Annotated in this window: 21 protein-coding genes and 1 tRNA gene; 11 read left to right on the forward strand and 11 right to left on the reverse strand. The window is 57.7% G+C overall.

Features of this window, described 5'->3' with window-relative positions:
- Window positions 1–57: 57 nt before the first annotated feature.
- From AC6I1V_RS08545 to glnH, 3 genes are all read right to left on the reverse strand, one after another.
- Complete coding sequence (locus AC6I1V_RS08545; RefSeq protein ID WP_308771762.1) at window positions 58–1,758, reverse strand: SulP family inorganic anion transporter; 1,701 nt, start codon at window positions 1,756–1,758, stop codon at window positions 58–60.
- Between the two features lie 53 nt (window positions 1,759–1,811).
- Window positions 1,812–2,513, reverse strand: coding sequence for an amino acid ABC transporter permease (locus tag AC6I1V_RS08550; protein WP_302552905.1), 702 nt, complete (start codon window positions 2,511–2,513; stop codon window positions 1,812–1,814).
- Between the two features lie 83 nt (window positions 2,514–2,596).
- Entirely contained in the window at window positions 2,597–3,355 is a 759-nt protein-coding gene (gene glnH / locus AC6I1V_RS08555) for a glutamine ABC transporter substrate-binding protein GlnH (protein ID WP_302552907.1), read from the reverse strand.
- A 418-nt stretch (window positions 3,356–3,773) separates the two neighbouring features.
- Between glnH and AC6I1V_RS08560 the strand changes: the two genes are divergently transcribed.
- From AC6I1V_RS08560 to AC6I1V_RS08570, 3 genes are all read left to right on the forward strand, one after another.
- Window positions 3,774–4,514: a basic amino acid ABC transporter substrate-binding protein gene (locus AC6I1V_RS08560; protein WP_302552908.1), complete on the forward strand. Its 741-nt coding sequence runs from the start codon at window positions 3,774–3,776 to the stop codon at window positions 4,512–4,514.
- A 1,028-nt stretch (window positions 4,515–5,542) separates the two neighbouring features.
- Entirely contained in the window at window positions 5,543–6,469 is a 927-nt protein-coding gene (locus AC6I1V_RS08565) for a helix-turn-helix transcriptional regulator (RefSeq protein WP_486854500.1), read from the forward strand.
- Between the two features lie 50 nt (window positions 6,470–6,519).
- Window positions 6,520–7,143: a nitroreductase family protein gene (locus AC6I1V_RS08570; RefSeq protein ID WP_486854499.1), complete on the forward strand. Its 624-nt coding sequence runs from the start codon at window positions 6,520–6,522 to the stop codon at window positions 7,141–7,143.
- A gap of 517 nt (window positions 7,144–7,660) precedes the next feature.
- On the opposite strand, the gene hysA is transcribed toward AC6I1V_RS08570, so the two are convergent.
- The 6 genes from hysA to AC6I1V_RS08600 form a co-directional block, all read right to left on the reverse strand.
- Complete coding sequence (gene hysA, locus AC6I1V_RS08575) at window positions 7,661–9,085, reverse strand: NiFeSe hydrogenase large subunit HysA (protein ID WP_486854498.1); 1,425 nt, start codon at window positions 9,083–9,085, stop codon at window positions 7,661–7,663.
- 15 nt (window positions 9,086–9,100) lie between these two features.
- On the reverse strand, window positions 9,101–10,051 hold the full coding sequence (hysB, locus tag AC6I1V_RS08580) for a NiFeSe hydrogenase small subunit (protein WP_486854497.1): 951 nt from the start codon (window positions 10,049–10,051) through the stop codon (window positions 9,101–9,103).
- A gap of 1,649 nt (window positions 10,052–11,700) precedes the next feature.
- Entirely contained in the window at window positions 11,701–12,753 is a 1,053-nt protein-coding gene (locus AC6I1V_RS08585) for a glycosyltransferase family 9 protein (RefSeq protein ID WP_486854190.1), read from the reverse strand.
- Between the two features lie 228 nt (window positions 12,754–12,981).
- Window positions 12,982–13,167: a rubredoxin gene (locus AC6I1V_RS08590; protein ID WP_005028320.1), complete on the reverse strand. Its 186-nt coding sequence runs from the start codon at window positions 13,165–13,167 to the stop codon at window positions 12,982–12,984.
- Between the two features lie 20 nt (window positions 13,168–13,187).
- A complete protein-coding gene (gene rbr / locus AC6I1V_RS08595) occupies window positions 13,188–13,763 on the reverse strand; it encodes a rubrerythrin (RefSeq protein WP_302552911.1) in 576 nt (191 codons plus the stop codon).
- A 150-nt stretch (window positions 13,764–13,913) separates the two neighbouring features.
- Window positions 13,914–14,309, reverse strand: a complete 396-nt coding sequence (locus tag AC6I1V_RS08600) for a Fur family transcriptional regulator (protein WP_009380424.1) — start codon at window positions 14,307–14,309, stop codon at window positions 13,914–13,916.
- 332 nt (window positions 14,310–14,641) lie between these two features.
- Here AC6I1V_RS08600 and tolQ point away from each other — a divergent pair, with 332 nt between their 5' ends.
- From tolQ to AC6I1V_RS08640, 8 genes are all read left to right on the forward strand, one after another.
- Window positions 14,642–15,334, forward strand: coding sequence for a protein TolQ (gene tolQ / locus AC6I1V_RS08605; RefSeq protein ID WP_302552912.1), 693 nt, complete (start codon window positions 14,642–14,644; stop codon window positions 15,332–15,334).
- 9 nt (window positions 15,335–15,343) lie between these two features.
- Window positions 15,344–15,784 carry an ExbD/TolR family protein gene (locus AC6I1V_RS08610; protein ID WP_302552913.1) on the forward strand — a complete coding sequence of 147 codons (441 nt, stop codon included), beginning with the start codon at window positions 15,344–15,346 and terminating at the stop codon, window positions 15,782–15,784.
- Window positions 15,785–15,864: 80 nt separating this feature from the next.
- On the forward strand, window positions 15,865–16,848 hold the full coding sequence (gene tolA / locus AC6I1V_RS08615; RefSeq protein ID WP_302552914.1) for a cell envelope integrity protein TolA: 984 nt from the start codon (window positions 15,865–15,867) through the stop codon (window positions 16,846–16,848).
- Between the two features lie 795 nt (window positions 16,849–17,643).
- Complete coding sequence (locus AC6I1V_RS08620) at window positions 17,644–18,327, forward strand: TonB family protein (RefSeq protein WP_486850588.1); 684 nt, start codon at window positions 17,644–17,646, stop codon at window positions 18,325–18,327.
- A gap of 125 nt (window positions 18,328–18,452) precedes the next feature.
- On the forward strand, window positions 18,453–19,775 hold the full coding sequence (locus AC6I1V_RS08625; protein WP_486854189.1) for a translocation protein TolB: 1,323 nt from the start codon (window positions 18,453–18,455) through the stop codon (window positions 19,773–19,775).
- Window positions 19,776–20,022: 247 nt separating this feature from the next.
- Complete coding sequence (gene pal, locus AC6I1V_RS08630; RefSeq protein WP_302552917.1) at window positions 20,023–20,520, forward strand: peptidoglycan-associated lipoprotein Pal; 498 nt, start codon at window positions 20,023–20,025, stop codon at window positions 20,518–20,520.
- 50 nt (window positions 20,521–20,570) lie between these two features.
- Window positions 20,571–20,647 (forward strand) — tRNA-Pro (locus tag AC6I1V_RS08635).
- 272 nt (window positions 20,648–20,919) lie between these two features.
- Window positions 20,920–21,423 carry a periplasmic heavy metal sensor gene (locus AC6I1V_RS08640; protein WP_486854188.1) on the forward strand — a complete coding sequence of 168 codons (504 nt, stop codon included), beginning with the start codon at window positions 20,920–20,922 and terminating at the stop codon, window positions 21,421–21,423.
- Between the two features lie 610 nt (window positions 21,424–22,033).
- Here AC6I1V_RS08640 and AC6I1V_RS08645 read toward each other — a convergent pair.
- Entirely contained in the window at window positions 22,034–22,927 is an 894-nt protein-coding gene (locus AC6I1V_RS08645; RefSeq protein ID WP_486854187.1) for a Mu-like prophage major head subunit gpT family protein, read from the reverse strand.
- 41 nt (window positions 22,928–22,968) lie between these two features.
- Entirely contained in the window at window positions 22,969–23,322 is a 354-nt protein-coding gene (locus tag AC6I1V_RS08650) for a hypothetical protein (RefSeq protein WP_486854186.1), read from the reverse strand.

Genomic DNA, 23,322 nt, shown 5'->3' on the forward strand with positions numbered 1-23,322 from the left:
GCGGGAAGGCTTTCTCCAGAAAAGCCCTCCCGCTTCTCCCCGATCCCATATGGCGATCTACTTCCGTTTCTCTTCCTCAAGGATCTCTTCGGCGCGCAAAAGTGCCTCGTCAAGCGACGGGTAGATGTTCTCCTCACCAACGGCGCGGAGGATACCGACCCGCTGGAGCGTCCTGCGGGCGGGTTCCTGCACGGCGGCAAAGAGGACGCGGCAGCCTTCCTGACGGCGCTCAAGGAACGCCTCCAGCGCGTGGATGCCGGTCATGTCGATGGCGGGCGTGTTGTGCAGGTACATGATGAACACCTTGGGAGGCGTCTCCATCGCATCCAGCGTGGACTGGAACCGGTCGGCCACCCCGAAGAACAGCGGCCCGTTGATGGCAAAAATCTCCACGCCGTCAGGCACGGCTTCCTCATCGGGAAGCGGGATGTCGTGCGCGGCGGCCTCTTCCTCTTCGCCGGAAACGCAGGTGTGGATGCCCGTCAATTCGCTCATGCGGCGCATGAACAGCAGGGAAGCCAGCATGACCCCGGTATACACGGCTACGGTCAGATCGAAGACCACCGTCAGCGCGAAGGTCAGGATCATCACCGACCAGTCGGACTTCGGCCCCTGGAAAATATGCCGCACCGTCCGCAGATCGCTCATGTCATAGGCGACCATGACCAGCACGGCGGCGAGGGCCGCCAGCGGGATATACTCGGTCAACGGCAGGAGCCACATGACCACCACGACGAGGAACAGGGAATGCACGATGGCGGAAATGGACGAATTCGCACCGGCGCGCACGTTGGTCGCCGTGCGGGCAATGGCGCCCGTGGCGGCGAAGCCGCCGAAGAACACCGAGGCCACGTTGCCGATGCCCTGCGAAATCAGCTCCATGTTTGAATTATGCCTGTCGCCCGTCATGCTGTCCGCCACCACACAGGCCAGCAGCGACTCGATGCCCGCCAGCAGCGCGATGGTCAACGCATCGGGGAACAGCTCGCGGATGCGCTCGAAGGTGATCCCGTACGGCAAAGTGAACTCAGGGAAGCCCGTGGGCAGCGAGCCGAACCGGGAACCGATGGTATCGGTGGGCAGGGAGAACAGCCACACCAGCAGCGTGGACAGGAACACGGCCACCACGGGCGCGGGAACTTTGGGGATCTTGCGCCTGACGATCAGGATGACCAGCAGCGTGAAGGCCGCCACCCCGAACGTCGCGGGGCTGAAATCCATGGCGTTTTGGGCATAAGCCCCCCACTTGTCGAAAAATTCCGGCGGCGTATCGACAAGCGGCAGCCCGAAGAAATCCTTCATCTGAGAGGAGAAGATCAGCAGCGCAATCCCGGCGGTGAACCCTGTCGTCACCGGGTAGGGGATGTATTTGACCAGCGCCCCCAGCCGCAGGAACCCGAAGATGACAAGCAGGATGCCCGCCATCAGCGTGGTCAGGACAAGCCCCTCGTAGCCGTGCCGGGACACGATGCTGTAAATGATGACGACGAACGCGCCCGTCGGCCCGCTGACCGGGAACCGGCTTCCGCTGAAAAACGCCATGAAGAAACCGGCGACGATGGACGTGTACAGCCCCCGTTCCGGCGTCAGACCTGAAGCGATGGCGAACGCAAGCGCGAGCGGAAGCGCCACCACGCCCACGGTGATCCCCGCCGAAATGTCCTTGGACAGCATCCCAAGGCTGTACCCGCTGCGGATTGTCTTAAAAAGGCTCGGAACAAGCGGGGACTTGTGCTGTGCCGGCTGTGCGCTGGACATGAAACCTTCTCCTCCCAACAAAACGAGGCATGAAAAGATGAAATGAAACGGCCCTACACGAGCGGATCCGACGGAACCGCCGGGACGGAGCGCCTGCCGATCATGAGCTTGCGCTCATAATAGCGGAGCACCGCGGAAATGCTCAGCGTCATGGCCAGATAGAAGATGGCGACGGTAATCCACACTTCAAAGGCCCGGAAGTTCACGGCGATGATTTCCTGCCCCTGCCGGGTCAGCTCTCCCACGCCGATGACGACGAGCAGGGAGGTGTCCTTCAGCGAGATGATGCACTGGTTGGTCAGCGGCGGGATCATGCGCCTAAAAGCCTGAGGCCAAATGATGTAGAGCATGGTCTGGGCCTGCGTGAGCCCGGTGGACCGTCCGGCTTCCATCTGCCCCTTGTCGATGGACTCGATGGCGCCGCGCACGATTTCAGCGATGTACGCGCCGGAGTTCACGCCGATGGCGATGACGCCCGCCACGTCGGGGGGGATGCGCATGCCAAGGGCCAGCGGCAGGCCGAAATAGAGGAACATTACCTGAACGATAAGCGGCGTCCCGCGGATCGTTTCGATGTAAATGATGGCGATGCCGCGGAGGAGGCGGTTCCGAGAGGTATTGGCAAGCCCGGTGATGATGCCGAGCAGCAGACCGACGAGCAGCCCGCCCAGCGTGATGATGAGCGTCAGCTTCATCCCGCCGAGGAGCTGGGGCGCGGTTTCCAGAATGATCGAAGGTTCAAAATCAAAAGCCATGAGGCACCCGATGGATTAAAGGAGAAAAAGGGACGGGGAGGCAGAAACCTCCCCGTTGCTCTATTCCAGCGAATAGAGACACCCTACATATCGGATTCCTTGGGTGCGAAACCGAACCACTTTTCATACAGCTTGGCGTAGGAGCCGTCCTTGCGCATCTGCGCAAGGACGCCGTTGACCTTCTTCACCAGCTCTTCGCTGCCCTGGGTAAAGCCGATGCCGTACTTCTGGCCTTCGTACAGGGGGCCGACGACCTTGGCCTTGCCCTTGCCGGCGGTGGTGGCGAACGCGGTCACCACGGGCATGTCGAACACCACGGCGTCGACGCCCTTGCTGAGCAGTTCAAAGAACATGCCGTCGTTGTTGGGGAACTGCTTCAGTTCCTTCGCCTTGCCGAAGTCCTTCATGAACGGTACGGAAGAGGTGCCGGTCTTCACGGCAACGACCTTGCCGGCGAGATCCTCAACCTTGCTGATGTTCTTTTCGTCTTCACGGACGAGGATCTTGAGGCCGGACGTGTAATAGCCGTCGGAGAACTGCACGACCTTGGCGCGTTCAGGCGTGATGGTCATGCCGGCGATGCCCACATCCACGTTGCCGGTCTGGAGGCCGGGGATGATGCCGTTGAAGTCCATAGGCTGAAACTTGTAGGAGAGGCCCAGCTTCTTGGCGATGGTTTCCCAGAGTTCAATGTCAAAACCGGTGAACTTGCCGTCCGGCCCCTTGAATTCAAAGGGCATGAAGTTGGTGTCGTGAGCGACGACAAGTTCTTTGGCAGAGGCGGGGGCGACCAGCACGGTCATGAGGGCAAGACCCATGATCAGGGCAGCGATACGTTTCATTATCAACCTCTTTAGGTTAGGGGAGAAAGGAAGGGCCGCATCCGGAACCTTCGGAAAAACGGCGTGGCCTTTTCCACTGCGGAGGGACGGACCCGTCCCGGCGACGAAAACCGGGAGGCACCCACGCGATTCCTCCAACGCGGGCCCCCCTGTTCCGGGGAGGGGCGTTTCCCATGCCGCCGGAATCCCCGACTCCTGCGGCACACACCCTTCCCCAGCATATCAACGCCTAGAATCACGCATCCATCAACAAAAATCAAGAGCAGATGCCGTATTTCCGTAAAGCCGCGCCCCGCGCCGGATCACGGATGCCGCATTCCTCCTGTTGCGCCCATCTCCCTGCGGCCGCTTTTCTTTTCTGTTGACGCGCCCCCTGCTCATGCCTAATACTCCTTCCTTATTTTTAGGAGGAGAAACCATGTTTCGTACCGTATTGACCAGCCTTCTCGCCGTATTGGTGCTTTGCGGCTCCGCATTCGCCGCAGAAAAAACGCTCATCGCCGCCGCCAACCCCACATGGCCGCCCATGGAATTTCTTGACGAAAACAAGAACATCATCGGCTATGACCGCGACATCATTGCCGCCATCGCCGAAGAAATCGGCATGAAGAGCGAGTTCCGCAACATCGCGTGGGACGGCATCTTCGCGTCGCTCGAATCCGGGCAGGCCAACGTCATCGCTTCCTGCGTGACCATCACCGACAAGCGCAAGAAGGCCTATGTGTTCTCCGATCCCTACTACGAAGTCCATCAGGCCGTCGTCGTCGCCAAGGACTCCGCCATCAAGAAGCCCGAAGACCTCAAGGGAAAGAAGGTAGGCGTGCAGATCGGCACCACCGCCATCGAAGCGCTGCGCAAGATGAACGTGGACATCGACCTCCGCACCTATGACGAAGTCGGCCTTGTGTTTGAAGACATGCGCAACGGCCGCCTCGACGTCGTGGTCTGCGACGACCCCGTCGCCCGCTACTACGCCAGCCGCAAGGAAGGCTACAAGGATCTCATGAAGGTCGCCTTCCTCACCGAAGACGCCGAATACATCGGTTTCGTGTTCAGCAAGGACAACGCCGAACTCGCCGCCCAAGTCAACAAGGGCCTCAAGGCCATCCGCGAGAACGGCAAGGAAAAGGCCATCCGCAACAAGTGGCTTGGCGAATAGTTTTTTTGAATTGAAGATTGGGGAGGGGAAAGGAAAACTTTCTGAAGAAAGTTTTCCTTTCCCCTCCCCAAACCCCACCCCTTTCCTTTCAAAGACTTTTGCCCTTATCGAATCCCTGCTGCCGGCTTTCCCTGTCGGCAAGAAGCCCCGCCCAAACGTATCCGTTTGCGCGGGGTGTTGTTTGTTGGAAAGGCGTTGCGGCGCAAAGGGGATGCACCCGGAAGGAAAACGTGAAGTTGGCGGAAAGGTGGCGCTGGCGGAGAAGCATTGCCGCAAAACAGACATCTCCCATAAGGCGTTGTGCCGAAAGAGTATGCCCCGTCCGGTACGGCCCCCTACAAGATGCTTACGCTGAAACGATGGTGAAATACGGGCCGCAATGGGGCATCAAGGGTTCGGAAGCACGACGGCCAGTGCAAAACAAAAGGCTGTGCCATAGGAGCCGGGTGATGCTTTCCTTCTCGAAAATCCAAGGGAATAACCAATAATGTGCCGCAGCCATAAAACATCAACGGAAAATAAGAAAAGTCTGCATTTTCACCATGCTGTGGAGATAAAACAACATATCCCATGACAGGCCAAAGAAAAAGGCTGTGTTATGGAAAATGGTTGATGCTTTTTTCCTTGAAGTTCCAAAGGATTAACCGATAAAATGCCTTAGCCGTAGATCCCGCCAAGGGGAAAACCAGAGAAAAAGGCTGTATTTTCACCGCACTGTGGAGATGAAACAACCACATACTATGACAGAGCCAAACTTTTTGAAAAGGCTCCATCATTAGGCTATGATTGTTCCATCTCCCCAATATGGGGATACGGCCTTTTTCTCCAGCCTTTCCGTTGGCAGGATCCATAGCGGAAGTATTTTATCATCCATCTGACTATAACTAAAAATAAAATATCAATCGATCATTGTAACGGCCCCTTTGGAAAACTGTTCCAAGCCAGTCCCCGCGCTTTCTGAAAGATACCGCGGCGCGGCCCGCCGCACAGCTTTTGCGGGGGGAGGGCTCCTTTTCAGGAGTTTTTCCATGCACGTCGAACGTCTTTTCCAGATCGTTTTTTTGCTCATGAGCGGCTCATGCGGTACGGCGAAAGAACTGGCCGAGCATTGCTCCGTCTCCGTCAGAACCATCCAGAGGGATTTGGATGCCTTGAGCCTTGCCGGTATCCCCATCTTTTCCAACCGGGGGCGGGGGGGCGGCACAGGACTGCTCAAGGAATTCACGCTGGACAAGACATTCATGACCGAGCAGGAGCAGGCTGATATTCTGCATGGGCTCCAAGCCCTTGAGGGTGCGGGATACCCCGGCGGCAATGCGGCCCTCCACAAGCTCGCCGCCCTGTTTCGGAGAAAGGCTGAAGACCGCTGGCTGCGGGTGGATTTTTCCTCGTGGTGCGGCTCCGGGTTCGGCAAGGAAAAGTTCCACCATCTCAAAGAAGCCATCTTGGCGAAAAAAGTTATCCGCTTCACCTATTTCAGCTCAGAAAACCGGGTGTCCGAGCGTTTTGCGGAACCGTTGTGCCTGCTGTTCCGTGAACGGGCTTGGTATGTTTGCGTCTTCGACAGGCAAAAAGGCCGGGAAACGGTGCTGCGGGCCTCACGGATCCGCGATTTGCACGTCATGGAAGAAACGTTCGAGCGCACCATGCAGGCTGATCCGATGGCGACGCCGGACTACTCAAAAAGCTATACCCTGCAACGGGTTGTGCTCCGTATAGACGCCAAATGCGCTTTCAGGGCATTCGACGAATTCCCGGAACAAGATATCCGCCCACAGCCCGACGGCTCTTTTTTGATTGATGAGGAAATGCCCATCAACGAATGGCTGACGGGTTACCTCCTTTCCTTTGCGGACGGCCTTGAAGTTATCGAGCCGGCAAGCCTCCGAACGGCCCTGAAAGAAAAAATCCGCTCCATGCAGAAAAAATATGACAAACAGTTGTCCGGTTCCTAGCGTACAGTCCCCCCATACATCTGCGAAATATTCAGATCATGGAGGTAAAAATGGACGTATATGAAGCAATCAGGGCCCGGAGAACCATCCGTGACTTCAACGGCAGGCAAGTTGGAACGGACGCCCTTGAGCGGATCATCGACGCAGGCTTGAAAGCCCCGACCAACAACCATCTGCGCCAATGGGAGTTCGTCATCGTAAACGGCAAAGAAGAGAGGGCCAACCTCCTCCGGGTAAAGAACATGACCAGCCGGGACGAGTGCGAAAAAATGCTCGACGGCTTCGGCATGACGGATGAGGTTCAGCGCAATATGTATCATGAGGCCATGCCCAGACAGTTCTCAATGCTCTATAATGCCGGATGCCTGATACTTCCCTTTTTCAGGGTGCGGGAACCGCTGCTCCAACCACGCTCGCTGAGTTCCCTCAATGACTTTGCCTCAATCTGGTGCTGCATTGAAAACATACTCATCGCCGCCGCTTCCGAAGGGATATTGGGCGTAACCCGTATTCCTATGGCGGAGGAATCCGAACACATCAAAAAGATTGTCGGGCATCCTGAAAACTATGTCATGCCCTGCTACATCGCCTTGGGCTATCCTGCGGAAAACGCATCTGTACCGGCTCAAAAACGTATTTGCGTAAAAGATAAAATACATATCAACATATGGTAATATCACCAACTGGCATCTTGCTTTTTTCCGCCGGGCGACCGCAGGATACCGGCAAGAAGGCATAACAGACCCGGCAAGCCTTAATTCCCAAAGGCTGTGCCATAAAAAATGGTCGATGCTTTTTTTCTTGAAGTTCCAAAGGATTAACCAGAAAATGCCTTATCCGTGGAGCCCGCCAAGGGGAAAACCGGAGAAAAAAACTGTATTTTCACTGAACTGTGGAGATGAAACAACCACAAACTTTAACAGAGCCTCCAAAAAACAATAAAATCAACTGATCTCAACTTGTATCCGTCTGCCAAATGTTGTGACAGAGCCAAAGCTCACCCGTGTGCTTCAAAAAAATCCCGGCTTCCCGCCGGAACGGACTCCCGCCGCATAACCTCCCCACCAGTCAAAAGTCTTTGGGGGGAGTGGGGGAGGCTTGGAGGGGGCCTTTCTGGAGAAAGGCCCCCTCGCCCCCTCCAAATTTTTTCTACTCAGCCTTGGCGTGCAGCACGTGCACGGCGCAGCCAAGTCACGGGTCGTAGGCGCGGATCACTCGCCCGATGTTGACGGGGCTGCCAACATCGGGAACGGGAACGCCGATAAGCGCCTCCTCAACGGCCCCGCGCTTCCCGGCGTCGTCCCGCGGCGAACAGTTCCACATGGAGGCGGCGACCACCGCGTAGTCGTCGATCACGCCGTTCTTCACGCGCATGTAGTGGCACAGCGCACCGCGCGGCGCTTCGGTAAAGCCGATGCCCTCCCCGGCCTGCGGGACTTCCGGCAAGGCGAAAGTCTGCGCGCTCGGCTCCAGCTCATGCAGCCAATACTCAATCATGCCGAGGAGCTGATACACCTCCTCGACGCGCGCCACGTTGCGCCCCATGATCGAAAAAGCGGGGTTCTCCCCAATCTCGCGGAACGTCTCCGCACGGATGCCGAACATATCGGCAAAGAACCGCTGACCAATGGGCGAAAGCGGCTTGTCGTTGATCCACATGCGCGCCAGAGGGCCGACTTCGACCCGATGCCCGGCATACAAGGGGGCCTTGATGAAGCTGTACGCGCCCTCCTTGCCCACCTGCGGATTGGATTCCGATTTCTGGAGCGGCGTGCCGGAAGACGCGGGCTCGAACCATGAATAACGCACATCCTCAAGGATGCGGTTCCCGTCGAACGGCTCGTCACGCCCGTTGATGTAGGCCCCGGCATTGAAAAACTGCTCGCCCTTCTTCGCCAACGGAAAAACGCCCACGCACAGGGCGTTCTTGTAGCCGTGCGCCATCCCGAACATATCCATGTAGCGTGAGGCGATGGTGTAGACCAGCGGCAGGTAGCGGCTTTCCACGAACTTCCGTACCTGCTTCATGCGCGCCGCGTATTCGAGAATCGTCCCGCGGTCGGGGATCTGCGCCGCGCCGCCGCCGAGGATGCCCTGCAAGTGCGGCATACGCCCGCCGAACAGCGCCACAAGCTGGTGGCAGACCTGCCGGACTTCCAGCGCCTCGATGTATTCGTCCATCGCCAGCGTGTTCTGCTCTTCGGAAAGCCGCAAATCGGGATTCCGGTAGCGCGGGATGAACGGCACGGTATCCGGCCCGTGGAAATAGTCCTGCCCACCGAGATGGTAAAAATGCAGGATGTTGGACTGGAGATAGTTGCCCGCCAGCATCAGGTTCCGGGCGATGCGCCCGTTTTCGGGCACCTCGACGCCGCACACGGCCTCAATCGCAAGGGACGACGCCGTAGCGTGCGCCACAGGGCACACGCCGCAGATGCGCTGTACGATCTGGGAGGCGTCGCGGGGGTTCCGCCCGCGCAGGATGGCCTCGAACCCCCGGAACATGCCGCCGGTGATCCACGCGTCGGCGACTTTGCCGTCCTCCACCTGCACCTCGACCTTGAGATGCCCTTCAAGCCGGGTAACGGGATCGATGGCGATAACGGTCTTGCTCATGCTGCCTCCGGGCGATCAGTTTTCATAGAAGGGGGACATGCCGTCGGGAAAATTGGGCGATGTGCAGCCCACGCAGGTGGCGTTGGCGATGCACCAGTTGACCCCGCCGTTCCACTTCCGCGTGGCGGAGTCGCAGCCGCTCCACGGCCCCCGGCAGCCGAGCTCGAACCGGCAACCCTTCTTGTCCGTCATGGACGGGGAGAACACACCGTCCTCAAAAGACCCCAAATACGGACAGCTCAGATGCGTGTTCGGATAAAACACCTTGGGCCGCCCAACGTCGTCAAGCCCGCGCATGATCTCCAACACGCCGCCTTCCGTGCCCTTGCGCTTCATGGCGTCGAGCAGGAGGGCCAGCGTCCCGACCATCCAGTCGGGGTGCGGAGGGCAGCCCGGAACATTGATTACCGGGGTGGGGATGCCCCGCATCTTCAAAAATCGGCTTACGCTCACCGCTTCCGTCTGCTGCCCGCGCGCCGCCGGAACCCCGCCGTAGGACGAACACGTCCCGGCGGCAACGACGGCCGCCGCGCTCCGGGCCAGAATGTCCGTGGTTTCAGCTACGGTATATTCATGGTGGTCCACTTCCCCCACGACGCAGTATTTCCCATTCGCCTTCAAGGGGATGGAGCCTTCGACGATAAGCACGTACCGGCTGTTGAACTCGTTTGATTTGTCCAGCATGCTCTGAAAGGCGAGCTGTCCTTCGGCGGCCATGATCGTGGGGTGGAAATGCATGGCGATGATTTCCAGCAGTACCTTGGCGATGCCGGGGTGGGCGTTGTTGAGCAGGGACACGGTGCAGCCCGTACACCCCTGCCCTTCGACCCAGAACACCGGAGGGCGCTGTCCGGTCAGCGTTTCCGCAAGCACATCCCGCACGAACGGGTGAAACATGCCGGAAACCCCGATTCCCGCCACCGTCCCGGTGCAAATACGCACGAAGTCCCGTCGGGTAAGTTCCATAGGAAACCTCTTGTTTCGGTTACAGACGTATTCGGGGGAGGAGCCCCCCGCAGGAAGGGCGCCTCCCCCATTCCCTCCCCCCAAATATCCGACAGCGGGGAAGGCCAGCGTCGCCCCGGCGGGAGAGTGCGCCGGGGGCTCCGCCTCTCCAACGTATCGTGAGGGGGCCGTGAATCAATGATTATAAGGGGTAAAGAGAGAGAAGGGAGGGAGAAAATCGGGGGAGGGCAACGCGAAAGGAGTTCGTCCCGATGCAAGAATACGCCTCAGAAGGGATTGAGCTGGTTCTGCATAGGGCGCGATGTTTCACAGTGTATGGTGTAAATGCAGCCTTTTTCCAGCTTTTCCGCTGGCGGGCCCCAGACTAGGCCGTGTCGTCAATTAGATATAATATATTGAAATTTTTTAATTATTTTTAAGTTGTAAAAGATTACTTTTAATAATTTCAAATAGTTGCATGTAAAATAACGACACAATCTAAGGCATTTTGTCGGTTCTCTCTAAAACTTCAAGAAAGGAAACAACAAACATTTACTGTGGCGTCACCAAATATTCCCGAAACCCTTCCATAATAAAAAGGCTGCGTCATAGAAAATGGCTGACTCTTTCTTAAAGGCTGTGTTATAAAAATGGTTAATACTTTTTTCCTTGAAGCGCCAAAGGGATAACCGGGAAAATGCCTTATCCGTGGATCCCGCCAAGGGGAAAACGGGAAAAAAGACTGTATTTTCCACTGCACTGTATAGATGAAACAACCACATACTATAAGAGCCTTCTTAAAATTCCAAAGGAATGATCCATAAAATGACCTAAGCATAGAATCCATAGACGGGAAAAACTGGAGAAAACATCTGTATTTTTCAACATATTATAAAATAAAACAACCGCATACTATGACAGAGCCAGTACTCCCCGAACATCTTTTACCGGAATATGTTTCTTGGACTGCCGAAAGGCTCCATCATAGAATATGGTTATTCTGTATGGCTGTGTCCGAAAAAATGGTTGATGCTTTTTCCTTGAAGCTCCAAAGGGATTACCGGCAAAATGCCTTATCCGTGGATCCCGCCAAGGGGAAGCTGGAGAAAAAGGCTGCATTTCCACCGCACTGTGGAGATGAAACAACCACAAACTATAAACAGAGCCTTCTGTATTCAGAACACGCTAATAATACCACATTGTTATATCATTATCCCTTTGGAGAACTCCAAATTAAGGCATTTTGTTGATTCGCTCTTTGGAACTCCAAAAAAGAAAATATCACCATCTAACTAGTATGGAGCAACCGAGTATTCTTAAAACCCTTCCGTAATAAAAAACGCCCGAACGTTTTCTGCCGGGGCGTCTTTTTTGGATGGCCCTGTCATAATATAAGGCTGTTTTATCTCCACAGCATGCTAAAAATACAGAGCTCTTCCCAATTTTTCCGCTGATGGCCTCCACGATTGAGGCATTTTATTGACCATTCCTGTGGAACGTCAAAAAATCAAGCATCAACCGTTTCCTATGACACAGCCTTCTGGATTACCGAAAACTGACGACAGGGATTCGATAAAGTCAAAAGTCTTTGAAGAGGAGGGGGTGGGGTTTGGGGAGGGGGAGGAGAAACTTTCTCTAGAAAGTTTCTCCTCCCCCTCCCCAATTTTCCTCTATATCCCCAGCTTTCCCGCCACATCGCGCCACACGGCTTCAACGTCGATGTCGACCATGCAACGGTGATGCTTCTTCGGGCAGTGATGCGGCCCGTGCAGGCCGCAGGGACGGCACTCAAGGGCAACCTCAAAGACCTTGGCGGAATCGCCGCGCGGGAAAAAGCCGAGCCCACGCACCGTCGGCCCAAACAATGCCGTAACCGGGGTACGCTGCACCCATGCAAGATGCATCGGGCCGGAATCGTTGGAAACGTAACAGTTCAGCATACGCAGATAGGCGGCCAGTTCGGGCAGCGTCAGGGCGCAGGACAAATCGTGCAGAAGCGGGTTGTCCTTGAGCTCCGAAAGGGCGATCACGTCACGGGCCACGCCTTCCTCGCCGGATCCGGCGAAGACAAGCACATGGACACCCTTGGCGGCGGCACGGCGGGCGATTTCCGCAAAGCCGGACGGCAGCCAGCGTTTCGTGCCCCAGACCGAACCGGGGTGCAGCCCAAGCAGGACGGGAGCATGATCGCCTTGCCGGAGCGACTCGCGGAAGGCGGCGGCCTTCTCCAGCGCCTCCGGGGGAAGGGCCAACTCAGGCCAGTGCCGACGCGGGGCTTCGGGCGGCAAGATGGGCTTCAGCAGCTCAAGAAGCCGCTCGATCTCGTGCAGCTCGGAAAAGCGGCGGGATACGCGGCGGTTGTAGCAGAGCGCCGCGACGGGCCCCCCGGCGTATCCCACGCGCAGCGGCGCGCCGCTCAAACGGGCCAGCAACGCGGAACGGGGGCTTGAATGCGCACCGATCCAGACGTCATAACGCCGCCCGCCGAGGGCACGCCCGGTCTTGAGCAGCGCGGACAGGCGGTTGTTCCCGGAAATGCGGCGCTTGTCGTACTCATAGACGGCATGAATGGACGGGTGGGCCTCGAACAGGGACGCAAACCCCCGACGCACGTAAAAATCAACCTCCGCACCGGGAAACGCATCCGCCAGCGTCTGGATCAGCGGCAGCGTCAGCACCGCATCCCCCAAAAAAGCCGTATTCCATACCGCGATCCGCTTCATAAGGCGCCTCCTTTCGGCCAGACTCCAATCCCATACGGGAAAAACCTCAATGCCTCTTCCGCAACGGCACCCTATCCCGTGTCCCCCGCCCGCACAAGGGACGAAAAAAGCCCGGATGTTGTCCGGGCTTTTTCAACGGGAATACTTTCCCGCCTTACGGAGCGGAAAAGTTGGGGGAAGGGGCGGAAAGGAAGGGCCTAAAGGCAGGCTCCTCCCCGCCCCACGGAATTAAGCCTCGCTCAGAGGCTTGAAGTTCTTCTTGGATGCCCCGCAGACGGGACAGGTCCAGTCTTCGGGAAGGTCTTCAAAACGAGTGCCTGCGGGGATCTTGCGGCGCTTGTCGCCCCGGTCGGGATCGTACACGTAGCCGCAGTTGCTCACCGGGCACCGATACATATCTTTCGGATCAGCCATGACGTACCCCCTTTACCGGCTTACCACGGGTTGTGGAGCACTTCAAAGTGAGCGGTGGGGTGCGCACAGGCGGGGCACAGGGCCGGGGCGTGCGTGCCGGTCACAAGACAGCCGCAGTTGCGGCAGCGCCACACGACAGGGGTTTCGCGCACGAACACGCGGCCTTCCTTGATGTTCTTGGCGAACGCAAGGAAACGCTCTTCATGGTACTGCTCCGCAATGGCGATATTGCGCATCACGCTGGCGACTTCGGAGAAACCTTCGGAGTCGGCGATTTTCGCAAAAGAGGGATACATTTCGGTGTATTCATGATGCTCACCGGCAGCGGCGGCGTACAGGTTGGCTTCCGTGCCCGTGATGATGCCGGCGGGGAAGGCCGCGGTGATTTCCACGTCGCCGCCTTCAAGGAACTTGAACAGGCGCTTGGCATGTTCTTTTTCCTGAAGCGCGGTTTCGGTGAAGATGTCGGCGATCTGCACAAAGCCGTCTTTTTTGGCAGCACCGGCAAAATAATCATAGCGGTTGCGGGCCTGAGATTCACCGGCAAAGGCGGCGAGGATATTCCTTTCGGTCTGCGTACCCTTCAAAGATTTCATAGAATCTCTCCTTTTGGTAAGAAATGAAGGGGGATAAGCCCCTTTAAACCGCTTGAGCGCATCCGCTGCGCCCACTCAATACATTCTACGATAACGCTAAAAAGCGCATGAGGGAACCCCACTATAACCCGGCGGGGCTCCCCCATAAGCTTAGGACGCCTTGCGGGCGCATTCTTCGCAAATGCCTTCGTATTCAACGCGGGCTTCCGTGATCGTGAAGCCCTCGACGGAAACGCCTTCAACGGAAGGCGTCGGCACGGGAGGAATGACATCCCCGATTTTGCCGCAAACCCGGCAGCGCACATGCTGATGAGGGCGGGTATCGCCGTCGAAACGGCGGATGGAGCCGGCCGACTCCAGTTTGAGTATTTCTTTGGATTCCGTCAGAAAATCGAGGTTACGGTAGACAGTCCCAAGGCTGATGCGCGGCATGCGGGTACGAACCATCGCATACAGCTCGTCAGCCGTGGGGTGAGTCTTGACCTTTCTCAATTCCTCAAGAATAACCATACGTTGCCTAGTCATACGAGTCTGTGGCTGTGACATATTCATACCTCTTTGAGAACAATTACTGTTATGTTTAAAAAATGTCAAGTTTTTGGATTGCATATTATCGGCGGAATGAATAAAACTGTCAAACGGCCCGCATTGTTCCGTCAAAGCCCGTTTGCGGACGCAGGCGGGGAAAGGTTCCATTTTCCCGTTGCATCCATAGGCAGAGACGCTTATTACCGGGCGAGTGAGCAAGCGTTTTTCCGATAGCGCTCCGGCGCTGTCGGGACTTTTGTTATGGCAGGAGCCCGGCGGGGCATGCCCGGAGCGGCAACGCCGTTACGGCGTTTTTTCCCAAAAATACAGACGTACCAAGGTGTGACGTTATGGATTTGAGCATTCTTTCCCTTCTTGCCCAAGCCACGCTGGTAGCCAAGGCGGTCCTCGTGGCCCTGCTCTTCATGAGCGTATTCAGTTGGGCCTTGATGTTCCGTAAATGGATGAACATCCGGGCGGCGCTCAAAAAGGCCGCCGACGGCATGGACCGTTTCAACCATGCCCGTGACCTGCGCGAGGCCGTGCAGTCCCTCGGCGGCGATCCCGACTCCCCGCTGTATACCGTCGCCCATGAGGGCGTGACCGAATTCAACCGCTCGAAAGAGGCCGGGAACTCCGAAGACGTCGTGGTCGACAACGTGCGCCGCGCGCTCCGGCAGGGCGTGGACATGGAAATGACCCGCCTCACAAGCTCCCTGTCCTTCCTGGCGACCTCCGCGAACACGGCGCCGTTCATTGGGCTGTTCGGCACCGTCTGGGGCATCATGAACACCTTCCACGCCATCGGCGCCATGAAATCAGCCTCCCTCGCCACCGTCGCGCCCGGCATCTCCGAAGCCCTCATCGCCACGGCTATGGGCCTTCTCGTGGCCATCCCGGCGACCATCGGCTACAACACGTTCCACGGAAGCCTCGGCGTGCTCGAAACCCGCCTCGTCAACTTCGCCGGCATGTTCCTCAACCGCGTCCAGCGCGAGCTGAACGCCCACCGCCCCGTGTCCAGAAGCGGACAGGCCGAGTAGAGGTGCCTCATGGGAGCTTCTGTCGGCGGCAAGAAAGGATTCGTGTCGGAAATCAACGTGACGCCGTTCGTCGACGTCATGCTGGTCCTGCTCATCATCTTCATGGTCACGGCGCCGATGATGACGGAAGGGCTTGACGTCGACCTGCCCCAGACGCGGGCCGTCGAAACCCTGCCCACCGAATCGGACAACATGATCCTGACGATCCGCAAGGACGGCGTCATTTTCCTCGATTCGTACGAGGTGGGGCTGGATGAGCTTCAGGATAAAATCGATCTGCTCGTCAAGCAGCAGAACAAGCAGCTGTTTCTCCAAGCCGACAAGGACGTGGCCTACGGCCTTGTCGTGGACGTGATGGGCCGCATCCGTGAAGCCGGGGTCGACAAGCTCGGCGTGGTGGCCCTGCGGGAAGATGCGCCCGCCGTTCCGGCAAAGAAGGGCAAGAAGTAAAGCCCCGGCCTTCCGCCGGTCGCGTACAACGGATAGAAGGGCCCCGGCTTCCTCAGCCGGGGAAAAAGGCAGACCCACCAATGTTTGGCAGTTATTTCTTTTCCATCCTCCTGCACCTCGCTCTGGCGCTGCTGATTTTCTTGTGGCCGAGTTCCCCGCCCATGAAGCTTGATCAGCCCATGATGCAGATCAGCGTGAACATGGGCGCTCCGGGCGGCAACCGGATGGCTTCGCCCGTGCTCGGGCCGCAGGGCAAGCCCATGCCGACCAAGGCCGCACCTCAGCCCGCCCCGGCGGAACAGGCGGCCAGCGCCGTCCCCGTAGCCCGCGAGGACACGGCACAGCCCAAGGCCGAGCCCAAGAAGGAATCGCAGCCCAAGCCCAAACCGAAACCCGAACCCAAGCCGGACGAGGTCGCGCTGGCGCAGAAAAAGCAACCCAAGAAGCCCAAGGACGAGGAAGAAGAGCCCAAGGAAAAACCGAAGGAAAAGCCTAAGGACGACGGCAAGAAGGACAAGAAAGAAGCTTCGGAGAAAGCCAAGAAGGCGAACGACAAGGCTAAGCCAGCCAAGGAATCCGACAAGAAAAAGGACGGCGTAGATCCGAGCAAGGCCCTTGCCGACGCGCTGAACGACGCCAAGAAGAAGGCCGGAACATCGCAGGGCTCCAAGGAAAAAGGCGGCAAGTCGTCCGTTGCGGGCGCCCTCGCCGACTTCAAGAAGAGCGCCGGGGGTGCCGGAGGCGGTGGCGGCGGCGAAGGCGACGGCCCCGGAGGAGGCGGCATTTACGACGTGTATATGGGGCAGGTCATCCTTGCGGTGCGGCCGAACTGGAGCATGCCGACCTACTCCCGCGTGAACCTTTCCGTGCAGGTCAATGTAAAGCTTGATCCGAGCGGCAAAGTCCTCAGTTGTACCGTCGCCCGCAGCTCCGGCAGGGCCGAAGTCGACGCCTCGGCAGTCAACGCGGTCATCAGGACGAAGGTGCTCCCCGCACCGCCCACGCCCGATCAGCAGGAACTCCTCCTCACCTTCAATACGCAGGAAATGATGGGCAGAAGATAACACGCCTTGGGGAAAGGTAGTAAAAGGGGCGGGGAAAGCCTTCTCAAGGAAGCTTTCCTCGCCCCTTAACGCTGCCAGAACGCCCCGCGCCCTCCCCCAAGGCTTTCGTCATACGGGGGCGATTTCCCTTGGCCCTGTCATAGCATTGGGTTGTTTTATCTCCACCATATGGTGAAAACTGACTTTTTCTCCAATTTTTCCGCCGAAGGGCTCCATGATTGGGGCATTTTGGGTTATTCCTTTGGAATTCCAAGAAATAAACCATCAACCGCTTCCTATGGCACAGCCGTTTCCTTTTCTCCAGAAGCCCCCTCTTCCCCAAGGCTTTCGGCCCTGCCGAGCCATCCATCCCCGCTTTTTTGGGGGGTGATGAAAAGCGTCCCTCTCCCCACCGGAGCGGGAGATATTCGCTTTCTCAATGATTTTCTAAGGCTCTGTTAGAGTATGTGGTTGTTTCATCTCCACAGTACTGTGAAAAATATAGCCTTTTTATCCGGTTTTCCCCTTGGCGGGCTCCAAGGCCAAGGCATTTTGCCGGTTATCCCTTTGGAGCTTCAAGAAAAAAGCATCAACCATTTTCTATAACACAGCCTTTTTCTTCCATCGGAACGAACTCCCTACGCGCGGCCACCCCACCAGTCGAAATTTTTGCGGGTGGGGGTCCGGGGGAGGGCGCTTTTTATAAAAAGCGCCCTCCCCCGGCCTTCCCCGCCTCTAGGGGGCTGGCCTTTTGGCGAAGCGTCCTATAAAAGGGACGTATACACTTCAACACGCAAGAAAATTTCGGAGCGAACGATGCCTCAATCAATGCTGCGCCTGCTGGCTGCGTTTGGATTCATACTGTGCTCCACCCTGCCGGGCATGGCGGAACCGACGGGCATCCCCCTCATTGCCGGGGCGGACACCGCGGGCGGGTACGCCGGGGATGTCCTCGTCAAGGTGCTGCCCGCTTGGCAGGCTCCGGCGGGCGCTTCCGGCATGGTCACCATCTCCCTGCGCATCGGCAGCGACGGACGCCCGCTGTACTGCGAGGCCAGCCGCAAGTCGGGCAATACCGCACTCGACGAATCCGCCTGCCAAGCCGTCGTGCGCGCGGGGACGCTCCCCACGCCGCCGTACGGGGCCATCACCGAAGTCTATCTGACGTTCATGACGGATCCGGGCGCCATCAAAGGGACTGCGCCCCAAGAACAGGCTGCCGCGCCCAAGGAACGCAGCTACGCTGAAGAAATCATGTTCCGGGCCAAGCCCTACATCCAGATCCCACAGGGCGTCCACGGGGAATACAGCGTGGAGCTGACCCTCCGCGTCAACGAAACCGGCGGGATCGAGCAGATGTCCGTCTCCAAGTCATCCGGGAAGGCCGAAGTGGACAACGCCGTCCTGACCGGAGTCATCCGGGAAGGGGTCATCCCCCCGCGCCCGGCGGGTTCCGAACCTCTGACCATGCGTCTCCTCTTTACCCTCAAAAACAATTGATCTAGACTGCGCCGCGTAAGCAAAAGGTCTTCCGTGGCAAAAACGGAAGACCTTTTTACCGAAAAAGCGGTAAGCCAAACCCTGCGGGAGGCCCTCCCGTTCACCTCAACCCCTTTAAAGGCATCATGAAACCATTCCGCCTGTTTTCCCAAGTGCTGCTTCTGCTCGGCCTTGTGATGGCCTGCGCCGCCGGCTCCTCAAAAGCCGCCATGCAGATCGACATCTACGGGCCCGGCCAGAACATCGTCAATCTGGCCATGGCCGCCCCGCTCAGCACCGGCCAGCCTGCCCAAGGGCTTGGCAAGGAGCTCGACGCCGCCATCCATGACAACTTGAGCTTCCTGCCCTTCATGCGGCTGACGGATCCCAAGGCCGTCCTCGGCGGCACGATCCTCCCCGGCTACCAGCCCCCGAACGTCGATTTCAAACGCTTCCAGCTTGCGGGGGCAGACCTGCTCGTCACCGCCGGCTGGCCTCAGGGCGACAAGCCCGGCTCCACCGTCGAACTGCGCGTTTATGAAACCTTTTCCGGGCAGTTCGTGTTCGGCAACGCCTACAGCGGCGTAACCAAAGGAGAAGTGCAGGATGTGGCCGACCGCTTCTGCGCCGACCTTATGAAAGCCCTCACCGGACACGGCGACTTCTTCCTTTCCACACTCGCCTTTGTGAAGAACAGCGGCAAGAACAAGCGCGACGTGTGGATCACCAAGCCCACCGGCCGCAACCTCCGCAAGATCACCGATATCCCCGGCATCGCCATGTCCCCGTCGTGGTCGCTCGACGGCCGCTTCATCGTATTCAGCCACATGGACGACAAAAGCCACGCCCTCGGCGTGTGGGATCGCCTGACCAACCGCGTCCAGCGTATCCGCTTCCCCGGCAACACCGTCATCGGCCCCACCTTCACCCCCGGCAACAAAGTCGCGGTAAGCCTCTCCACCGGCAAAAACCCCGACATTTTCATGCTCAACCACGCCTTCCAGAAGGAACGCACGCTTGAAGCCAACGGCACCATCAACGTGTCGCCGACCTTCGATGCCGCCGGCACCAAGATGGCCTTCACGTCCAACCGCATGGGCGGGCCGCAGATCTTCATGAAGGATATGGCCTCCGGCTCCGTCTCCCGCGTGACCAAGCAGGGCAGCTACAATACCGAGCCCAGCATGAGCCCCGATGGGACGCTGATCGCCTTTTCGCGCCTCACCTCGGAAGGAAACCGCATCTTTGTGCAGGAGCTGACCACAGGCACGGAACAGCAGATCAGTTTCGGCCCCGGCAATGACGTGCTGCCCTCCTTCGCGCCGGACAGCTATTTCATCGCCTTCACCTCCAACCGGAGCGGCCAAAACCAGATTTACCTGACGACCCGGCACGGCGGCGACGCGAAGAAAGTGCCCACGGGCAGCGGAGACGCCTCGTTCCCCCGTTGGGGCGCAATCCCCCGCTAGCCGGGCTTGACGGAAAAGGGAGCGTTTTTTAGATAGGCGGAAATGGGCGGGAGCGGCCTTCCGCAGCCATGTTTTTTCCTCGTAAATCTTCGCGGGAAATCACTGAAACCGTCTCCCACTCGCTTGACAATACAGGTTTGCCGGAATAACCTTCAGCCCTTGCGTGTGCAGGGTAGCATACGCAAGGAAGAAGGAATTTTATCAACCGTTTTTCTGTGCGGGGAAACTCGCTCAGGAGGAAAAAGAGATGAACACTTTCAAACGTTTGGCTCTCGTTGTGACTCTCGTTGTGGCTATGGGTGCTGGTTTTGGTTGCGCGAAAAAGCAGACTGGCGCTGATGTGGCTCCCGCCGTCACCGCCGACGACAACAGCGCCGCCAACGCCGCTATCGAACGCGCCGCTCAGGCGATCACCGATGGTGTCGTGTACTTCGACTTTGACAAGTCCGACATCAAGGCCGAATCCCGCGACATGCTCCGCCAGAAGGCTGAGCTCATGAAGGCTTATCCCAGCATCCGCGTGCGCATCGAAGGCAACTGCGACGCCCGCGGCACTCAGGAATACAACCTCGCCCTCGGCGAACGCCGCGCCCGCGCCGCTTACGAATACCTCGTCATGCTCGGCGTGAACCCCGACCAGATGGAAATGATCTCCTTCGGTAAGGAACGTCCCGCCGTTGAAGGCACCGGCCCCGCCGTGTGGGAAAAGAACCGCCGCGACGACTTCCGCGTTATCGCGAAATAAGTTTGCTTTCTGAATGCTCACGCCGTCTTGCGGGACGGCGTGAGCCGTAACGGAGCGTGGCGCAGTTTGGTAGCGCACCTGGTTTGGGACCAGGGGGTCGCTGGTTCGAATCCAGTCGCTCCGACCAGAACAACGCAGAAGGATTCCAGCACAGCCGGAGTCCTTTCTTTCTGCCCGCCGTTCTCCCCACCCGCTGCTCCCGGCCTTCCCCCGCCTCTCATGCATGAACAGTTTCCTCCCCGCCTCCTAAACCTTGCGGCCCCTTTGTCAGCCCCGCAACCTCCCCATCCCCTTTTCATCTCCTCCAAGGGCACCTGACACTCTCATCGAAACAATCATTGTTTCGCCCCGTTGCGCCTCCTATGCTCTTGGGAACAATACGTAACGGAGGTTTGGGATATGCGTCCTTATCTGAAAGCGTTCCTTTTTCTGGTTCTGACGGCTTCCATTGCCTGCGTCGGGGCGGACTTCGTTCAGGCCGCTGAAACGGCCCCTGCTGCTGCCGTCTCCGCTGGGAACGGCATGATGCCGCCCGTCGGCGCCTTTGACGGCAACGCGGCCTACCAGTCCCTGACGCCTGAAAAGCAGGCAAAATACAACGAAATAATCAAGTCGGCGGAGGAGGCCATGCTGCCCTTGCGCGAAAAGATGATGGCCAAGCGCCTTCAGCTTGATACGATGGCGAGCATGCCCAACATGAATGAGGAGGCCATTGCCAAGGCAGCCGCCGAGGTCGCTTCGCTTCACACGCAGATGATCAAGGTTCACGACATGATGGCTGATCGCCTCGCCAGCGAGCTCGGCCTTTCCATCCAGCGCGGAACCTGCTCGGACGGCTACACGCCCTGCCCGATGCACCGCGGCATGATGCGCGGCTATCATCGGATGATGCCTATGCATTGAGCGGAAATGGGGATATTTTGGGGGAGGGGAGAGGGCCCCCTTTAAAAAGGGCTCCCTCTCCCCTCCCTGTATGCAGACACTAGGTTTACACTTCTTTGACACATGAAATGCAACTTTCAATTTTCTAAGAAAGGGCACCTCGTTGAGAGATGCCCTTTCTTTTCGAGAAGGGAACTGAATGCCAAAGCACAGTTCCCAGAGAACAGGCGGCGGGGCCTGGCTTCCGCTTTAGCGGCAACCCCGCAATGCGCTCCGGTTTCCCGTGCTACGGCGGCCAGAATATCACCGTGTCGCGCCTGTTCGGTGGTGGATGGTGGGGCCCCCCGGCCCGCTTTAGCGGCAACCCCACATAGCGCTCCGGGTTGTCCCGTGCTACGGCTGGGAGAATATTACCGTGTCACATCCGCTTAAAAAACAGCTTACCCGCACTTTTCAGCACGGGCAAGCTTCCAGGAGCACCTCTAACCACAGAACCGATACTGTGGTTCCAGAACGGGCTTAAACCGCTTTTTCGGACTCTGGAATCCGGGTTGGCCTTTTTTCGCCGTGTCGTTCCTTAATCGCGGCGCTGCCTCGTATTAAGGCCATACCAACAGGCAGTTTTCCGACGTTACAGCCAGGGAGAAACCAGAAGTTCCGCCGAACCGTGCCAGGGATTGGAGGAACTGTTGATCTGCTCGCAGTTGAGCAAAAGGCGGGCATCCTTTTCCAGTTCGGAAGGCACCACCAGCAAATCGGGAACAATGCCGAGCTTCTTTCCGTTATCCGCTATATAGGAGGCCATTGTGGAGCGAGCGGCGGCGTAGCTGTCGGCGTCCAGGCCGAACGTGGAGCATACGGCAAGCTGCCAAAGGCCGTATCCGGCGTTTACGCGGGCATCAATGCCGTAAAGGTATTCATTCCGGAAAAATACGTTTTCGTCGTTTTCCTTGTCCAGAGCCACCAGCTTATACTCCCGGCGCTTCTGGAAAATGAACGGACGCATGGCGCGGGTTGTACAAAGCAGATACCACGCGGGGCCTTCGGAGGATTCGGGCTGCAACAGGTTGGAAACCTTTTGCGCCTTGTTGTCCACGATTACGGGGTGTTCCGTGCTGAAAAACGGCTTTCCGTCATAGCATGTCTGCACGGTGCCTTCGGACATGAGGCCGTATACGAGTTTGTCGGGATGCGTGGCGGCCTCTTCGCCCAATGCCCTGAAAATCGGGCCGTAAACGCCGTATCTGTCGTCTTCAATATTGTTCCGATTGACGGATACGGTGGATTCGAAGTTCTTGTTTTTGATGGTGTAGGAATGAGCTCTCAGGTTCTTGATCAGGCGATCGCCGAGCCATTCCCGCATTCCGGGAAATTGCCCGAGCCAAGCGTATTCATTTTCCGACGTCTGGGAAGGAACGTCCAGACAAAAACGGCTGTACTGGCTGGTTGCGCCGTCCCAACCTTGCTGGAATGCCGCGGAGAAACCGAAAAAAAGATTTTGGATATTGGAAGCGTTAATAAGCATAAAATACCTCTGTAAAAAATAGTTAAACTCTTTTTAAAGGGTCATTGGCGTCGGGATGACCGGATGGGGGATACGATAAGCCGCACATAGCGATCGCTTACCTTCACCTCCCTGGCGATTTCCGTATTCGTCAATCCTTTCGCGAATAAAGAAATAATCTGCTCTTTTTTGTTGATTGCCTTCCCCGTTCCGGCAACGGTTATACGGCATCCCCCGTATTCCCTGCATAACGTGGCCATGTGCTCCATTCCCATGACCTTGCATACGGAATTTTCAGCAATGATCTTCTGGGGAATCAGGAAGGTAGTGCCGCAGAAATTGTCTATGAATTTGCGTCCGTCCTCCTGTCCAAACATGCCGATGCAATCGGCTTCCGAAACCCATACGGAACTCAT

It is taken from the genome of Bilophila sp. T19-St14 (assembly GCF_059728385.1).

Excerpts from the sequence above, each read along its gene's own strand:
- AC6I1V_RS08585 (WP_486854190.1), bottom strand. The coding sequence starts at position 12,753 with ATGAAGCGGATCGCGGTATGGAATACGGCTTTTTTGGGGGATGCGGTG.
- AC6I1V_RS08600 (WP_009380424.1), bottom strand. The coding sequence starts at position 14,309 with ATGTCACAGCCACAGACTCGTATGACTAGGCAACGTATGGTTATTCTT.
- AC6I1V_RS08560 (WP_302552908.1), top strand. The coding sequence starts at position 3,774 with ATGTTTCGTACCGTATTGACCAGCCTTCTCGCCGTATTGGTGCTTTGC.
- AC6I1V_RS08570 (WP_486854499.1), top strand. The coding sequence starts at position 6,520 with ATGGACGTATATGAAGCAATCAGGGCCCGGAGAACCATCCGTGACTTC.
- AC6I1V_RS08545 (WP_308771762.1), bottom strand. The coding sequence starts at position 1,758 with ATGTCCAGCGCACAGCCGGCACAGCACAAGTCCCCGCTTGTTCCGAGC.
- rbr (WP_302552911.1), bottom strand. The coding sequence starts at position 13,763 with ATGAAATCTTTGAAGGGTACGCAGACCGAAAGGAATATCCTCGCCGCC.
- AC6I1V_RS08550 (WP_302552905.1), bottom strand. The coding sequence starts at position 2,513 with ATGGCTTTTGATTTTGAACCTTCGATCATTCTGGAAACCGCGCCCCAG.
- tolQ (WP_302552912.1), top strand. The coding sequence starts at position 14,642 with ATGGATTTGAGCATTCTTTCCCTTCTTGCCCAAGCCACGCTGGTAGCC.
- AC6I1V_RS08620 (WP_486850588.1), top strand. The coding sequence starts at position 17,644 with ATGCCTCAATCAATGCTGCGCCTGCTGGCTGCGTTTGGATTCATACTG.
- glnH (WP_302552907.1), bottom strand. The coding sequence starts at position 3,355 with ATGAAACGTATCGCTGCCCTGATCATGGGTCTTGCCCTCATGACCGTG.
- AC6I1V_RS08590 (WP_005028320.1), bottom strand. The coding sequence starts at position 13,167 with ATGGCTGATCCGAAAGATATGTATCGGTGCCCGGTGAGCAACTGCGGC.
- AC6I1V_RS08640 (WP_486854188.1), top strand. The coding sequence starts at position 20,920 with ATGCGTCCTTATCTGAAAGCGTTCCTTTTTCTGGTTCTGACGGCTTCC.
- AC6I1V_RS08650 (WP_486854186.1), bottom strand. The coding sequence starts at position 23,322 with ATGAGTTCCGTATGGGTTTCGGAAGCCGATTGCATCGGCATGTTTGGA.
- AC6I1V_RS08565 (WP_486854500.1), top strand. The coding sequence starts at position 5,543 with ATGCACGTCGAACGTCTTTTCCAGATCGTTTTTTTGCTCATGAGCGGC.
- hysB (WP_486854497.1), bottom strand. The coding sequence starts at position 10,051 with ATGGAACTTACCCGACGGGACTTCGTGCGTATTTGCACCGGGACGGTG.
- tolA (WP_302552914.1), top strand. The coding sequence starts at position 15,865 with ATGTTTGGCAGTTATTTCTTTTCCATCCTCCTGCACCTCGCTCTGGCG.
- AC6I1V_RS08610 (WP_302552913.1), top strand. The coding sequence starts at position 15,344 with ATGGGAGCTTCTGTCGGCGGCAAGAAAGGATTCGTGTCGGAAATCAAC.
- AC6I1V_RS08625 (WP_486854189.1), top strand. The coding sequence starts at position 18,453 with ATGAAACCATTCCGCCTGTTTTCCCAAGTGCTGCTTCTGCTCGGCCTT.
- hysA (WP_486854498.1), bottom strand. The coding sequence starts at position 9,085 with ATGAGCAAGACCGTTATCGCCATCGATCCCGTTACCCGGCTTGAAGGG.
- pal (WP_302552917.1), top strand. The coding sequence starts at position 20,023 with ATGAACACTTTCAAACGTTTGGCTCTCGTTGTGACTCTCGTTGTGGCT.
- AC6I1V_RS08645 (WP_486854187.1), bottom strand. The coding sequence starts at position 22,927 with ATGCTTATTAACGCTTCCAATATCCAAAATCTTTTTTTCGGTTTCTCC.